This is a genomic window from Coriobacteriia bacterium (genome assembly GCA_030652115.1).
Lineage (GTDB): Bacteria > Actinomycetota > Coriobacteriia > Anaerosomatales > Anaerosomataceae > UBA6100.
The window spans coordinates 117,245-132,679 of record JAUSBK010000007.1 but is presented as its reverse complement, the minus strand read 5'-3'; the positions used below and the strand labels follow the sequence as shown (position 1 = coordinate 132,679).

The 15,435-nt window shown below is 68.0% G+C and carries 15 protein-coding genes; 5 read left to right on the top strand and 10 right to left on the bottom strand.

From position 1 onward, the window contains the following. Nucleotides 1-10 precede the first annotated feature (10 nt). On the top strand, nt 11-2,326 hold the full coding sequence (locus Q7W51_04660; protein MDO8847661.1) for an ACT domain-containing protein: 2,316 nt from the start codon (nt 11-13) through the stop codon (nt 2,324-2,326). Nucleotides 2,327-2,390: 64 nt separating this feature from the next. Here Q7W51_04660 and Q7W51_04655 read toward each other — a convergent pair whose 3' ends face one another. After that, a complete protein-coding gene (locus Q7W51_04655; GenBank protein ID MDO8847660.1) occupies nt 2,391-3,344 on the bottom strand; it encodes a PASTA domain-containing protein in 954 nt (317 codons plus the stop codon). A gap of 11 nt (nt 3,345-3,355) precedes the next feature. After that, nucleotides 3,356-5,341: an acetate--CoA ligase gene (acs, locus tag Q7W51_04650; GenBank protein MDO8847659.1), complete on the bottom strand. Its 1,986-nt coding sequence runs from the start codon at nt 5,339-5,341 to the stop codon at nt 3,356-3,358. 96 nt (nt 5,342-5,437) lie between these two features. Here acs and larE point away from each other — a divergent pair, with 96 nt between their 5' ends. Then, nucleotides 5,438-6,259 (top strand): ATP-dependent sacrificial sulfur transferase LarE, encoded by an 822-nt coding sequence (gene larE / locus Q7W51_04645; GenBank protein MDO8847658.1) that lies wholly within the window; start codon nt 5,438-5,440, stop codon nt 6,257-6,259. Here the strand turns inward: larE and Q7W51_04640 are convergent. The 8 genes from Q7W51_04640 to Q7W51_04605 form a co-directional block, all read right to left on the bottom strand. Next, complete coding sequence (locus Q7W51_04640; protein ID MDO8847657.1) at nt 6,256-6,741, bottom strand: hypothetical protein; 486 nt, start codon at nt 6,739-6,741, stop codon at nt 6,256-6,258. The genes larE and Q7W51_04640 overlap by 4 nt on opposite strands. Then, entirely contained in the window at nt 6,738-7,175 is a 438-nt protein-coding gene (locus tag Q7W51_04635) for a hypothetical protein (protein ID MDO8847656.1), read from the bottom strand. Before Q7W51_04635 ends, Q7W51_04640 begins: the two co-directional genes overlap by 4 nt. A gap of 32 nt (nt 7,176-7,207) precedes the next feature. After that, nucleotides 7,208-8,566, bottom strand: a complete 1,359-nt coding sequence (locus Q7W51_04630) for an AarF/UbiB family protein (GenBank protein MDO8847655.1) — start codon at nt 8,564-8,566, stop codon at nt 7,208-7,210. A gap of 10 nt (nt 8,567-8,576) precedes the next feature. Further along, nucleotides 8,577-8,918, bottom strand: a complete 342-nt coding sequence (locus Q7W51_04625; protein ID MDO8847654.1) for a hypothetical protein — start codon at nt 8,916-8,918, stop codon at nt 8,577-8,579. Nucleotides 8,919-9,054: 136 nt separating this feature from the next. Continuing rightward, nucleotides 9,055-11,139: a cation-translocating P-type ATPase gene (locus Q7W51_04620; protein MDO8847653.1), complete on the bottom strand. Its 2,085-nt coding sequence runs from the start codon at nt 11,137-11,139 to the stop codon at nt 9,055-9,057. 18 nt (nt 11,140-11,157) lie between these two features. After that, nucleotides 11,158-11,430 carry a heavy metal-associated domain-containing protein gene (locus Q7W51_04615; protein MDO8847652.1) on the bottom strand — a complete coding sequence of 91 codons (273 nt, stop codon included), beginning with the start codon at nt 11,428-11,430 and terminating at the stop codon, nt 11,158-11,160. 13 nt (nt 11,431-11,443) lie between these two features. Next, nucleotides 11,444-12,241 carry an ABC transporter permease subunit gene (locus Q7W51_04610; protein ID MDO8847651.1) on the bottom strand — a complete coding sequence of 266 codons (798 nt, stop codon included), beginning with the start codon at nt 12,239-12,241 and terminating at the stop codon, nt 11,444-11,446. Beyond that, complete coding sequence (locus Q7W51_04605) at nt 12,238-13,173, bottom strand: ABC transporter ATP-binding protein (protein ID MDO8847650.1); 936 nt, start codon at nt 13,171-13,173, stop codon at nt 12,238-12,240. The genes Q7W51_04610 and Q7W51_04605 overlap by 4 nt, the downstream gene beginning before the upstream one ends. 143 nt (nt 13,174-13,316) lie before the next feature. Here Q7W51_04605 and Q7W51_04600 point away from each other — a divergent pair, with 143 nt between their 5' ends. The 3 genes from Q7W51_04600 to Q7W51_04590 are packed head-to-tail and all read left to right on the top strand — an operon-like array spanning nt 13,317 to nt 15,431. Next, the gene (locus Q7W51_04600) at nt 13,317-13,997 is read left to right on the top strand and encodes a hypothetical protein (protein ID MDO8847649.1); all 681 of its coding nucleotides are present in this window, start codon (nt 13,317-13,319) and stop codon (nt 13,995-13,997) included. Between the two features lie 36 nt (nt 13,998-14,033). Beyond that, nucleotides 14,034-14,702, top strand: a complete 669-nt coding sequence (locus Q7W51_04595) for a hypothetical protein (protein ID MDO8847648.1) — start codon at nt 14,034-14,036, stop codon at nt 14,700-14,702. Nucleotides 14,703-14,717: 15 nt separating this feature from the next. Further along, the gene (locus tag Q7W51_04590; protein MDO8847647.1) at nt 14,718-15,431 is read left to right on the top strand and encodes a hypothetical protein; all 714 of its coding nucleotides are present in this window, start codon (nt 14,718-14,720) and stop codon (nt 15,429-15,431) included. Nucleotides 15,432-15,435: the final 4 nt, after the last annotated feature.

The window sequence follows — 15,435 nt, the reverse complement described above, 5'->3', positions numbered from 1 at the left end:
CGCGACGGTCATGGTGGCGCGCGGGCCGCTGGATGGATACCTCGCCGAGCGGACGCGGCTCATCGCGACCGCCGAGCCGGGTACCGCCGCGGCCCGCACGCTCTCCGACCTCACCGATGAGGCCATCCTCGAACGCACGGGGGTGGCCTCATCGGCCGTCTCGGCGCCGTTCGCGCTCTTCGCGCTCGGAGGCTACGGCGCACGTCGCCTGCTGCCCGGCTCGGACATCGACCTGCTCGTCGTATCCAAGGGCACGAAGGCCGATCTCGATCCGCTCGTACGGGCGGTGCTCTACCCGCTCTGGGACGTCGGCCTCGTTGTGGGGCACCAGGTGCGCACGCCGAAGGGCCAGGTGTTGGCGGTCGCCGAGGACGTCCAGAACGCCACCGGGTTCATGACCGCGCGCTTCCTGGCCGGCGACGAGGCGCTCGGCGCGCGGGTGTTCGCCGATACCTTCCGGCGGCTGCGCAGAGACGCGAAGCGGCTGCGCCTGGCGATCCTCGAACGGGAGCGGCCGGGTTCGCCCTATCTGCTCGAGCCGGATCTCAAAGACGGCGCGGGCGGCCAGCGAGACATCGACGAGCTGACCTGGCACGCGACACTGCGCGCGGGTGGGCCCTGCCCGGGACTCGAGCCGCTCACCACGGCCAAGCTGCTCACCGCGTCAGAGGCCGCGGCGATCGCGGCCGCGCAGCACGCGCTCACCGCTGCCAGATGGAGCGTCCACCGTGCCGATCCGCGCGGGGGCAACCAGCTCACGCTCGATGCGGCCGAGATCGACGGTCTCAACACGCAGGCGGTTCAGGATGCGCTCGAGCGAGTGCATCACACGCTGCTCGCCGTACGCGCCCGGCTCGGCAACGCTGTGGTGCCAACGGGGAGCGACGTGACACTCGAAGACCTCCGGCGGTTCGCCGGCGGCAGCGAGGATGCGCTCGCAGCGGCCGAGCATGCGGGGTTCCACGGACGCTTCGAGGCGCGGCTTTCCGGCTTCGGCGCGCTCATGCCGCTCCGGCGTCCGGCCCTCTCCCACCGCTTCACTGTGGGCGCCCACTGCCTGCGCGTGCTCCAGGCGACGCATGCCGAGCTCGACGGTCTCGGCGCGGACCACGTGGAGCCGACAATGCGCGACGTGACACTCGTGGCAGCCCTCGCCCACGACGCCGGCAAGCGCGACGAGTCGCCGGGACACGCCGCGCGAGGAAGCGAAGTGGCCGAGGCAGCGGCGGTCGCCTTCGGCCTGGACGCCACGCACGCGCTGCTCGCCGGGAAGCTCGTGGCCGAGCACCTGCTGCTGTCGGACCTGGCCGCGCACACCGACCCCTCGGACGAGGACGCCATCCTGGCGGCGGCGGCCCGGCTTGGCGAGGCCCGGCTCATCGCGCCGCTCTACGCCCTGACGGTCGCAGACATGCGGGCGACCGGCCCGGAGGTCTGGACGTCGTGGCGTGCCGCACTCATCGGGGATCTCGCCGCCAAGCTCGAGGACGCGCTTGCACCCGACGTGGACGGAGCCGGCATCGTGGCTGCCGCGGAGGCCACCCGCTCCTCGGCGCTGCGGGCTGCCGCCTCGGTGGGCGCATCGCGGGCAGTGCTCGACTTCCTCGAGCACGCACCGCTGCGGTACCTGGCACGCCGAACCGACGACGATGTGCTGCGCGACGCACGCCTCGCACGGTCGATCGCCGGGCCCGGGGCCCCTGGTCGCTTCTCGTTCAGCGTGAGCGTCGGTCCCGCCGACGGCACCTGGCTGGTCGATGTGGTGACCCGCGACCGTCCGGGGCTCTTCGCGATCGTGAGCGGCGCGCTCGCGCTTGCGGGGCTCGGCGCGCTTTCCGCCGAGGCGTTCACCGACCGGAGCGACATCGCGCTCGACACGTTCGTGGTGGCCTCGGCCACGCGCGCGGCGGCTGACACCGGCACCTGGAACACCTTCGAGCGCACGCTCGGGCTCGCGCTCACCGGTGCGATCGACCTCGACACGCGCCTCGCCGAGCGGCGCAAGCACTACCCCTCGGCTCCCTCGGCCTCGACCGTCCCCACAGTGGAGATCCGGCCACGCGGGATGTTCACGACCGGCGTGCGCGTCCGCGCCGCCGACCGCGTGGGCCTGCTGCACGATCTCGCCCGCGCCATCGCCTCGCAGGACCTCGACATCCGCCGCGCGGCCATCACGACCATCGGCGGCGTTGCGGCAGACGTCTTCGACGTGACCGACGCCGAGGGAGCGCCACCCGACCCGGAGATCCTCCGACAGCACCTGGTCCCTGCGCTTGAGTCAGCCGCGCGCGGTGCGCTTGATCTGGGTGCTACCGCATCTCACTGATGGCGAACGACCACGTGCTGAGGTTAGGCGTCGATGTGCAGGCGTCACGTCCCCGGAGGTGCCGCTACTTCTTCTCCTGAACCTTCACGGTCCAAAGGACCGCCGTGTTGTTCGACTTGACCATGAACGTGTGGTTACCCGCCGGTGCATCGAGGACCGTCTCGAACGTCGCACCGCCCGGAGCGGATACCACGATCGACTCGAGGTGCCAGTCGGTATCGTTCACGGCGTCCCACGACCACACGCCCACGAGATACCCGTTCGGACCGTCTGCCGTGAGCAGGATCCGCTTCTCTCCTGCGCCAAGCGTCATCGTGCCGCTCGTCCACTCTTCTGCAGTACCGGTGTGCTCGAGCACCGTGGTCCATTGCTGCAACTGGAAGATGCTGAGGTCGATCGCCCTCGGAGCAACCACGAGTTCACCGAGGTCAGCGATGGACACGTCGTCCGGGGGCGGCGGGGGCGTGACGGCGGGATCGGCGCTGCCCGACGGCGTTGTGCCGGACGTCCCCCCGGTGTCGGCCGCAGGTGGCTCGGCTGGCGCCTCGGCGATCACGAGCACGATCGCCGACCCGGGCTCGACCTTCGCCCCCGGCAGCGGGTCCTGACTGAGGACGGTGCCTGCGGGGGTCACGGACTCATCGACGACCGCAGTCGCGCTCTCGCCGATCGTGAGACCGAGTGCTTCGGCGTCCTGTGTGGCACGCTCGAGCGTCATGCCCCGAAGATCGGGCACGACAACCTCTGCGACCTCCGTAGTCTCCGCAACCTCGGGCGCTTCGTCCTTGCGAGTCCCGAGGAAGACGCCGATCGCCACCGCCGCAAGCAGCACCGCGATCACCGCTACCGCGAACCAGACCCGCGCGATCGCGACCTTCCGGGGTGGCACGCCACCGGAGCCCTCGCCGTCACTCACGCCGGTCACCGGCTCGACAGGCTCATCAGCCGGTGGCATGACCTGCGTCGCGTCCTCGGCGGAAACGGCCTCCATCGGCTGCGTTGCGTCGCTGTCGTCCACGTCTTTCCCCTCTACACCCCGGCGAGCAGGTCCTTCACGACCTTCGGGTCGGCGAGCGTGGTGAGGTCGCCGAACGCCTCCATTTCGGTCTCCCCGGCGGCGATCTTTCGCAGGATGCGGCGCATGATCTTGGCGCTGCGGGTCTTCGGCAGATCGCGCGCAAACTGGATGCGGTCCGGCTGCGCGATCGGACCGATCATCTTGCGGACATGCCCCTTCAGGATCGTGGCGAGATCGTCCGAGGCCAACTGGCCATCGCGCAACACCACGTAGGCGTGGATGCCCTCGCCCTTCACCGGATGCGGGAAGCCGACAACGGCGGCCTCCGAGACGGCATCATGGCTCACGAGCGCGCTCTCGATCTCGGCGGTGCCCATGCGGTGCCCGCTTACGTTGATGACGTCGTCCACGCGGCCGAGCAGCCAGAAGTCGCCGTCGGCGTCCACGCGTGCCCCGTCACCGGTGAAGTAGCGACCGGGGAAACGCTCGAAGTACACCTCGCGCATGCGGCTGTGATCAGGATCTCCCCAGGTCCCGCGCAGGATTCCCGGCCAGGGCTCCTTGACGGTGAGGTATCCGCCGTCACCGGGCTCGGCACGGCTGCCGTCCTCGCGGACCACTTCGGCCACAACGCCGAAGAACGGCCACGACGCCGAGCCGGGCTTGAGCCGCGTTGCGCCGGGGAACGGCGTGATGAGAAAGCCGCCAGTCTCCGTCTGCCAGTAGGTGTCCACGATCGGCACCTCGCCCCGGCCGATGGTGTCGTGGTACCACATCCAGACCTCGGGGTTGATGGGCTCGCCCACCGTGCCGAGAAGCCGGATCGAGGAGAGGTCGTAGCGCTGCGGCCAGCCGGCGCCATGACGCATGAGCGCGCGGATCGCCGTGGGCGCGGTGTAGAACGTGTTCACGCGGTACTTCTCGATGACGGCCCAGAACCGCGCAGGGTCCGGGTACGTGGGAACGCCCTCGAACATGAGCGACGTGGCTCCGGCGGCAAGCGGGCCGTACACGATGTAGCTGTGGCCGGTCACCCAGCCGATATCGGCGGTGCACCAGTACACGTCCTCATCGCGATAGTCCATGACCGTCTTGAAGCTCATCGCGGTGTACAGCAGGTAGCCAGCCGTCGTGTGCAGCACGCCCTTGGGCTTGCCGGTGGAGCCCGACGTGTACAACACGAAGAGCGGATCCTCGGCGCCCATCGGCTCGGGTGGGCACGGCTTGCGCACCTCGGGCGCCGTGACCTCCTGGTGCCACCACGTGTCACGACCCGGCTCCATGTCCACGTCGCCGCTACCGCGCTTGACCACGATGCACGCCTCGACGCTCGGGCACTCGAAGAGCGCCTCGTCGGCCGCCACCTTGAGGGCGACCTTGCGTCCGCCTCGGATGCCCTCATCGGCAGTTACCAGGAGCTTGGCCCCGCAGTCCTGGATGCGTTCCCGGAGCGCGCTTGCCGAGAAGCCACCGAAGACGACCGAGTGGATCGCGCCGATACGCGCACATGCAAGCATCGCCATCGGGAGCTCGGGAATCATCGGGAGGTAGATCGCTACCCGGTCGCCGGGCTCGATCCCCTTCTTCTTGAGCACGTTCGCGAAACGGCTGACGATGTGATGGAGCTGCTGGTAGGTGAAGGTCCGCGAGCTTCCGTCGTCGCCTTCCCAGATGAGCGCTGCCTTGTTGCGCCGCCACGTGCCGAGGTGCCGGTCGAGGCAGTTGGCCGAAACGTTGAGGGTCCCATCCTCGAACCACTTGTAGTCGAGGTTCTCGAACCCGCCGCTCCTCACCGTCTCAAACGGCTTGATCCATTCGAGTTCGGCGCGTGCAGCATCGCCCCAGAAAGTCTCCGGGTCGTCGATCGACTGCCGATACATCTCCTGGTACGTCTCCCGATCAGGGATGACGGCCATCTCGGAGAACGATTGAGGCGGCTCCACCACCTCGTCGTCCCCGCTCATGTGCTCGATACTGGCCCGGCTCTCGTCAGACATATGACCCCCTCGTCGCGGCCTCTCTAGCACCTATTCCCCTTGCCGCAGGGAACACTCATGTACGATACGCTTACTCGGTATCGCAAGGGAGTACATGTGCCGACCCTGACACGCAAGTACGACGATCTCAGAAACCGCCTTCACAACCTCGGAAGCGCCCTCGTGGGGTACTCCGGGGGTGTGGATTCCACGCTCCTTGCGTTCGCCGCTCATGCCGTGCTCGGCGAACGGTGTATCGCGGTGCTCGCGGTCTCAGACGTCCACCCCGCAGCGGAGATCGACGAGGCCCGCGCGACCGCCCGCAACCTCGGCCTGCAGCTACACGAGGCCGAGACCTACGAACTGTCCGATCCCCGCTTCCAGGCGAACCCTACCGACCGCTGCTACTACTGCAAGGCCGAGATGTTCGCGCTTCTGCGCACCATCGCCACCGCGCGCGGCATCGCCTGGGTTCTCGACGGCACGAACGCCGACGACACCGGCGACCGTCGGCCCGGCCGCCGTGCGGCCGTGGAGTTCGGCGTGGTGAGCCCACTGCTCGAGGTCGGATTGCACAAAGACGAGATTCGGCTGCTCGCCGAGCAGCTCGGCCTTCCAAACTGGGACAAGCCGGCCGGCGCATGCCTGGCGACACGCTTCCCGTACGGAACGCCCATCACCGAGGTGGCGCTCGAGCGCATCGCCGCCGCCGAGGCCGCAGCCCGCGCGCTCGGTCTTCGGCAGGTGCGCATCCGCGCGCACGGCAACGTAGCGCGTATCGAGGTGGATTCGGCCGAGATGGAGCGCGCCTTCGCGCTGCGCGAGCAGCTTGCCGCAGGGGTGAAGCAGGCCGGCTTCACCTTCGTAGCGCAGGACCTCGAGGGCTACCGCTCCGGATCGTTCGACAGCGAGCTGCCCGAGGAAGTCGGCGACCGCTAGTAGGTTGGTCGCCATCGGGGCACCGCCGCCGTCGCGACGTCGGTGCCGGGTCGGACGGCCCCGAGTCGGCCCCCTGGCCGGATCAGGGCCCAGATCACCGCCACCCCGAGCGCAACGGGAATCGCTACGAACCCGTGCGCAAGTCCGATCCAGCGCACCTCCATCAATGACTCGGGTGTGAGAAGCACGAGCGCGAGGCAGAGTGCCGGGTACGCCGCCACGCCGAGCATGATCCCTGCGGTGCTCTCTCCACGCAGAGCCACCGCGCGCGCGACCACGCAGACCGCGGCGATGATCGGGGCCAGCGCGATGAACCACGTGGCAGCCACAGCCGCGATCATCTGCCAGTCCTCCCGCAGGCCCAGCAGGAAGATGAGCAGGTAAGGCCCCGCGCCCATCACGACCAGCGCGACGATGCCAGCGGTCACCAGGCACAGCAGGACCGCCAGCGTGATCCCCGCCGTCTGCGCACCCGGCCTCATCGCGCCACCTGCGCCCAGCGATGCTGGCCGAGCGTCACGAACGCGATCGCGATGCCGACGAGCTGCATGATCGCGAGGATCGGCTCGAGTACGTCTGAGCCGCTGGCGAGCACGATGAACACCCACGCGGTGGGCAGCGCCGCCATCGCCGGCCAAATCGTCCACGGCACCTCGGCCGACCGGCCTATCCCTCGCACGATCATGTGGATGAAGACGGCGTACGCGATCGCCGTCAGCGCGATGATCACCCCGAAGACCGGCACTCCCACTTCTTCGGTGAATCCGAACATGATCGCCGAGAACTCGGCGATACCGACTCCGACCACGAAGACCGCCGAGGCCAACACCGAGGCGCACACTGCGACCCCGACCCCCCAGAGCGCCCCACGCCAGTACGCTGTGTGATCATGCCGCACCACTGCCTGCTCGTTCATGACGCCCCCCGTCTCCCGCGCCCCCGGCGCGTCTATGCCACAAGCTCCCTGAGTGCCGCCCGGATCGCCATCGGCATGCGCTCGTACAGTCGCGCCGGGTCTCCCATCGCCCGACCCAGGATGCGCGTGGTGAACGGTTGCGCCGTGGCCACGATGTCGATCTCCGGATAGAGCGCCCGCGCCACGCCCTCCACCGTCGCAAGCGACTTGATCAGCAGCCCGTAGCCGCTCGGGATCTTGATGCCGTGCTCGCCAAGGAGCTTCAGGAAGCCGAGGCCGAAGTGCGCGAAGTCGCGGGTCCCGTCGGGCCTCGTCGTGCCGTCGAGCAGCTCGCCCAGACCGCGCCGGACCGGCTCGATGCGGTCATCGGGCACGTGCACGCCCAACTCGGCGGAGTACTTCAGCGCGCGGTCCGGGTCCCGGTACACGAGCGCCGCCATCACCTGCGTGATGTTCATGCGCTCCTCCGGCGTCAGATAGCCGGTGATGCCGAAGTCCAGATACGCGATCGTGTTCTCGGGCGTCACGAACAGGTTCGCCGGGTGGAGGTCGGCGTGGTAGCGGCCGTACACGAAGACCTGTCGCATGAACGCTGTCGCTCCGTGCACCGCGAGGCCGAAGCAGTCCACGCCGGCCGCCTTCGCCTCCTCGATATCGGTGAGCCTCCAACCGCGCATGAACTCCATCGTGAGCACCTGGGCAGTGCTGCGCGGCCACACGATGCGCGGCGCAACGACCTTTGGATCGTCGCGGAAGTCGAACAGGAACCGATCGGCCACACGACCCTCGGTGCGCAAGTCCAGCTCACGTTCGACGGTCACCGCAAACTCGTCGAGGAGCGCCACCGGGTCGACTCGTCTGCCGAAGGCCGTCCGGCCGACGCGGGTGAGCAGCTTGCGCGCAACGACGATGTCCGAGCGGATCGACTCGGCGGCGCCGGGCCGCACGACCTTCACGACCACATCGGCGCCCGCCGGCAGCGTCTCGCCCCAGACCGGCCGGTACGGTGAGGCGAGCGTTGCGCGATGCACCTGCGCGATGGACGCCGAGGCGAGCGGCTCGTTGTCGAACGTCGCCCACAACTGCTCGGGCGGCACACCGAACTCCGTGATGATGACGTCGCGAATCGCGCGCGCCGGAAGCGCGGGGACCGCGTCTTGCATGGTGCGCATCTGGGTGACGAGCTCCTCGGAGAACTCGTCGGGGCGCACCGAGATCAGTTGTCCGAGCTTGATGAACGCCGGACCGAGCTCCTCAAAGGCTAGCCTGAGTGCGCGTGCCCACTCGGCTCGGCGACGTGGTCCTGACGCGAGTCCGAAGCGCGCGCGCGGAAGCGCCGCGACGAGATGCTTCAGGGTGACGCCGATGATGATGGACTCTCGGGAGGCCATGGGGCACCCCCTACTGGCCGAGTTTGCGCAGGAGCGATTCGAGCAACGACTCGATGTTGTCGAGACGGCCGCGGAGTTCGGCGACCTCGAAGCAGACCTCCTCGAGCGCCGGATCGGGCTGCTTCTCGATCGCGACCTCTTCGCCACGTGCGCGCGCCTCGAGGTCCCGCTTGAGCCGCTCCTTCTCCTCGGCCACCATGGCCGCGAGCCCGTCCACGAACGCATCCGGTCCACCTGCCATGCCCTCGGCCCCGCCCTGCTCACCGCGGAGCACGGCGGCCTTCAGACCTTCGTCGGCAGCCTCGTGCGTGAGCATCCATGCTGCGAAGAAGCGCATCACGTCGTCGGTCATCTCGGGATCCCCTATCCCTCGGCGATACTGTGTATTGGATAGTACCTCGCATTACAAGGTAGCGCAAGCGGGTTTCTGCGTGGAGTCTGCGAGCGGGTCGGGGCGCCGGCCTCGGAGGGATGCCGCGCCGGTGCGGCTAGCGGCTGCGCAGGAGCCGCAGGCCGTTTGCGATCACGATGAGCGCCACGCCGGTGTCGGCGAAGACCGCCATCCACAGCGTCGCGTGACCGGCGATCGCAAGCACCATGACGAGCGCCTTGAAGCCGAGGGAGAGCACCACGTTCTGACGGATGATGGCCATCGTCCGGCGACCCAGGAGCAGCAGCCCGACCACGGCGCCGGGGTCATCGCGCATGAGCGCCACGTCCGCCGTCTCGATCGCGATGTGTGCGCCCGCACCACCCATCGCGATGCCGATATCGGCAGCCGCGAGCGCGGGCGCGTCGTTCACACCGTCCCCCACCATCGCCACGATTCCGTACGTTTCCTGGAGGTCAGCGATCGTGGTCGTCTTTTCCTCGGGCAGCAGGCGGGCGCGGTACTCGGTGATGCCCGCCTCGGCAGCCACGCGCGCCGCGGCGCGCGGGTTGTCACCCGTCAGCATCACCACGTGGGCAACGCCCGCATCGCGGAGCGCCGAGGTGACCTCGGCCGCCTCGGGGCGCAGCGCGTCGGCGATGCCGATCAGCCCGAGCGCGATCGCGCCGGGCGCCTCTCCCTCGGCCACCGCAAGCACCGTGAGGCCCTCGGACTCCATGCGTTCGGCCTCGGCATCCATGCGTTCCGAGACCGCGCCCAGATCGCGAACGTACGCGAGGCTGCCGACCGCCACCCGGATCTCGCCGAACACGAGGGCGGACACCCCCCGGCCAGGCACCTCGGCAAGCTCGGTGACGCTCATGACCGTCCCCTGCGGCGCAGCCGCCACCACTGCAGCCGCGAGCGGGTGGTTCGAGTGCGCCTCAAGGGCCGCAGCAAGACCGAGAACGCGGGCAGGCGATGCCGCACCGAGCGGCACCGTTTCGACCACCTCGGGGCGACCCTCGGTGAGCGTGCCGGTCTTGTCGAACACGACAGCCTGGACCTTGCCGGCGAGCTCCAGGAACGCTCCACCTTTGATGAGGATGCCGTCGCGGGTCGCTCGCGTGATGCCCGAGACGATGGCGACCGGCGTGGAGACCACGAGCGCGCAGGGACACGAGACGACGAGCAGGACGAGCGCCCGGTACACCCAGTCGCGCCATGCCTCGAAGCCCGCCCAGCTCCCGGTGAGCTCGCCGAGCACGGGAGCGACGACTCCGATCGCGAGCGCCCCCACGATGACGACCGGCGTGTAAGCGCGGCTGAAGCGGTCCACAAACCGCTGTACTGGCGCGCGACTGGCCTGCGCGACCTCAACAAGATGCACGATGCGCGCGAGCGCTGTGTCGCGTGCACCCGCAGTCGTACGGATCGCTACCAGGCCGGACGTGTTGAGCGTGCCTGCGTAAACCGTGTCGCCGACCGTTCGGTCGGCGGGCACCGATTCGCCCGTGATCGGCGACTCGTCAAAGGCGGATGCACCCTCCACGATCACGCCGTCGAGCGGCACGCGCTCGCCTGGCCGAATGACCACCGTCTCGCCGACGGCAACCTGCGCGGGCTCGACCTCTTCTTCGGCGCCGTCCCGACGAACCCGGGCGCGCGGCGGCGCAAGGTCCATGAGTTCGGCTATCGAGCGGCGCGTCCGGCTGAGCGATCGCGATTCGAGCAAGCCGCCAAGAGCGAAGAGGAAGATGACCGTGGCGGCCTCGCTCCACTCGCCCATGGCCGCCGCACCCGTGACCGCGATGGTCATGAGCAGGTTCATGTCGAGCGTCCGGGCAACGAGCGATGCGGCCGCGCGACGCCATGTGAGCGTCCCGCCGATGATGATAGCCAGCCCGTACGCGAGAACCGACGGCGTCTCGGACTGCAGGCCTCCGAGCAGCCAGCCGAGGACGATCAGTGCACCCGAGATGCCGAGGCTCACCTCGGCGCCGTGATTGGTCCACCAGGTCGCCCTGACACCGGGAGCGTCGGTATCGTCGAGCGGCTCGGCGCCATGTCCGGCGCCGGCGATGACCCCCACGGCGCGGGCGCGCGGATCGAGGGCCTCGTCGTATTCGAGCAGCATGATGCCGGTCGCGAAGTTCACGTCGGCCGAGAGCACTCCGGGCAGCTGCCGTACGGACTTAGCCACGGTCCGCGCGCAGTCGGGTCAATCGAGGCCCGTGAGCCGGTAGGCGGCGTGTGCGACACCATCGGCCGCCTCCACGACGATGCGCCGCAGCGTCGACTCGAGGGCCGCACCGGACAGCAGCTTCGGGTCGCGCGTGACGCTGAGCACGCCGATGGCAAGATCGCACTCGGCCTGCGTCACGCCCTCCAGCGCGGTCAGCGCATCGCAGACGCGGCCCGCACACGCGGGGCAGTAGCGCTCGCCCGGCAGCAGCGTCGTGAGGTCGTACTCGTGAGTATGCGGCCCGGCCATGCGCTCCCCGGTCCTACGCGACGTCGCGACGGGAGAAGATCACGACGGACCCGATGAGCGTCACCACCGCGATGACCCCGTAGAGCCACCACGCCTCACCGGCCACCGGATCGCCGTTGATGATCTTGCCGGGCTGCCAGTAGCTGACGATGTTCACCGGATCGAAGAATTCGGCCGCTTCCGAAACGCTGGCCACGAGGTCGGCTATCCAGAACAGCACGAGAACGCCCGCGGCGATCGCCCCGGGCTTGCCGCCGCCGCGGAACATCGAGCTCAGCAGCAGCGCGAAACCGCCGATCGCCAGCATGAAGAGCGTGCCGAAGGCGGATAGCGTCCAGAACGTCTCGGCGCTCAGGTCGATCTCGTACTTGGGTCCGAAGATCATGATGGGCGCGAAGCTCGCCGCAGCGAGCATGATCGCGTACCCGATGAGTGCCACAACGCGCGTGATCGCGACTTTCACGCGCGAGATCGGCTGCGTGAGCACGAACTCCATCGTGCCATTGGCGATCTCGCCGGCGAACGCCCGCACCGCGAAGATGATGAGCGCCGATGCCACGATCAGCATCCACATGAGCCCGAGGTACTCGGTCTGGAAGTAGCCGCCGAGGGAGGCGAACGAGACCTCCGTACCGCCGAAGATCGCCATCATCTCGGCGGGCATGCTTTCGATCAGCTCGGCGTACTGGTTCCCGCCGAGCTGGGGATAGAACCAGGTCATCATCCAGGCGTAGCTCACCAGCCCGAAGGAGAACCAGAAGATCGAGCTGCGGTGCTGGTGCAACGTGCCACGCAGGAGCGTCCAGCTCATCGGTCCTCCCCTCCCTCTGTGACGATCGGCGCCTCGTCGCCCGCCTCAGCCCGGTAGTACTCGAGGAAGACGTCCTCGAGACTGGCCTGCTGGATGCGCACGTCGGCGACCCTCCGCTCGGCGATGCGCTTGATGACCGCATCGACCACGTCGCCTTTCGCGCGGGCGGTGAGCACCGTGTCGCTCACGGCCAGAACGTTGTCGATGCCCGGCACGCTGGCGAGGAATGCCGACTCGACCGGCTCGGCGAACGTGACCTCGATCTCCCGGAGCCGCTTGCCGAGCAGCGCCTGCACGCCCTCCTCGGCCACGAGCCGCCCGGAACGGATGATGCCCACGCGATCGCAGACACGCTCGACCTCGGAGAGCACGTGGCTCGACAAGAAGACCGTGCGGCCGGCCGCTACGCGCTCGTCGATGACCGCGTAGACGGACTCCTGGTTGAGCGGATCGAGACCGCTGGTGGGCTCGTCGAGGATGAGCAGCTCCGGGTCGTGCGCCATGCCGAGGATCAGGGCGAGCTTCTGCTTGTTGCCCTTGGAGAGCTCCTTGACCTTCTTCGAGGGGTCGAAATCGAAGCGCTCGAGGAGGTCTTTGGTGAGCGCTCCCTTCTCGCCACGGAAGCCGGCAACGTAGTCGAGGTGCCAGTGCCCGGTCTCCTTGTCGTACAGCCGCACCTCGCCGGCCACGTAGCCGATGCGGCGCCGCAGCGCGGATCCGTCGAGCGAGATGCGCTCGCCGAGGATTTCGGCATCACCGGCAGTGGGCTTCAGCATGCCGAGGAGACATCGGATCGTGGTGGTCTTGCCCGCCCCGTTCGGCCCGAGGAAGCCGTACACGGCGCCCGCGGGTACGGACATCGTGAGATTCTCGACACCTCGCGTCTTCCCGTAGTACTTCGTGAGGCCGCGAGTGCTGATCACATCGGTCATGCTCTCTCCCTCGTCCCGCCACTTGCGTCTCACAAGCGTACTCCAACCGCGCGAGCAGTCCGAGGGCTCGCCCGGCGCACATCTGTTGCTGATACGGCGCACGTGTTGCGTCATACTAGGCAACGTCAAAGGAGGACATATCCATGAGTGATGAAATCCGTGAAGCACGACGCACGACCAGCAAGAAGAAGACCCTGTACATCGCACTCGGCGTGGTGCTGTTGCTCGTGGCGGCAGGAGCCGCCTGGGCAGTGCTCGGCGACGAGCCCGGCAAGACCAGCAACGAACGTGAGAGCACCTCGACTGCAGACGCCACCGGCTCGGTGGATACACCGTCCGGCGATACGACGCTCACCGCCAGCGAAGCAACCACCACACTCGCCTCAGAGCCCGAAGGCGGCGACCTCGACATCAGCTACGATTCGGGCACCTTCCCGCCCACGATAGACCAGATGACCGGTGAAGTGGTGGGAGTGAAGGCCTCAGGCGACTCGTACGTGCTGTCGATCGACTTCGTCCAGTTCCTCACCGGGCAGGAGGCGGCAGACGCAGCGGAGGCCCACGGCGAAGAGGTGCCGGCGAACGACTTCTACGTCGTGAACGACAACCCGAAGGTGCGCGAGTTCCCGATGCAGGCCGGACTCACCGTGCGGGTCACCACCAATGCCGACGGCACCGTCGACCCGATGGGCCGATCCATGTCGCTCGCCGAATGGGCCTCGGCCGTGAACGGGTCAAGCGCAGATGCGTACAGGAGCGGCACGTACATCGTGACGCTGACCAACGGCGTGGTGACTGTGATCGAGCAGCTCTACTTGCCCTAGCTTCGCCTCCATAGGATACCGAGGGGGGAGGACCCGATGGCGGACAGTGAGCGCACGAAGAAGATCGTGCTCATCGCAGCCGGTGTGGTACTGGCGCTGATCGCGGGTGTGGCAGGCGGGTGGTTCTTCCGCGGATCCGAAGTCAGTGACCTCGAAGATCGCGTCACCGAACTCGAGGACGCTGGCGGCGATACGGAGTCGGATGAGGTCACCGAGGCCGATGAGACCGCCTCGGAAACGGATTCCGAAGATACCGAGGAGCTGCCTGCGACGACCACTGAGGAGCCCACCGCTGCGGATAGCGGGACCACGGCAGTTGCGACCGAGCGTCAGCCGGGCCTCATCGTGGACGTCACGGGGTCCTCGGGCGCGTACGTGATGCGCATCGACTACGTGTTGTGGCTGACCGGCCCCGAGGCAGCTGCCGCTGCAACCGCCCACGGAGACGAGTCCCCGCCGCCGAACGACTACTACGTGGTGAACGACAACCCGAAGATCCGTGAGTTCCCGATTCAGACCGGGATACCGGTGACGGTCGTGACGAACGATGATGGTACCTCTGATTCCGAGGGACACACGCTCACCCTCGACCAGTGGGTGGCAGCCCTGAGCGGACCGAACGCAAGCGCCTTCAAAGCATCGATCTACTGGATCACCATCACCAACGGCACCGTCACCGCTATCGAGGCGCAGTACGTGCCGTAACGGGGGGAGCCTCAGATGAAGTGGTCCGACCTGAGCAAGAACCAGCGTATCGCTGCTGGCGCAGGAGCCGCGGTACTCCTGATCGGCCTTATCGCCGGAGCGTACGCGCTCGGCCGCGCTGGCGATGATGACGTCGATGTCGCAGAGGAGTCGACCGCCACCGTCGAGGCAACGGCCACACCGGAAGTGACCGCGGAGACGGAGTCCGAGGAGCCGGAGCCGACAGAAACGGACGTTGAGGCCGAAGATGAGCCGGTCATCCCCAATGCGGGTCCGAGCGACGAGACCGAGGTGCGCATCTTCGGACAGCTCAAGGGCATCCGCGACGAAAGCGGCGGGTCCTGGGCGAGTCTCTGGGTGGACGTGGACTCGGCAGCCTTCCTCACCGGGACCGAGGCGCTCGACTACCTGACCAGCCGAGGCGATGCGGCATACTACAACGCCAACTACTGGTACCCGCGCAACGAGGAGCACGGTGTCGCGTCCTACCGTGTTCTGTCCGGCGACCAGCCGGTCGTATGGATGTACACGTGGCCCGACATGCCGGCACCCGGCTTCTACGGCCCGGGCATGGACAAGCAGGTGGTCACGTTCGGCGAGTTCTACGACCGCATCTACATGTACGAGGACGAAGAACAGCTCCTCAACCGGTACTACTGGTTCAGCGTCGAGGACGAACACGTGACGATCATCGAAGAGCAGCCACGCGATTCCTATTACGAGCCGTAAGGGA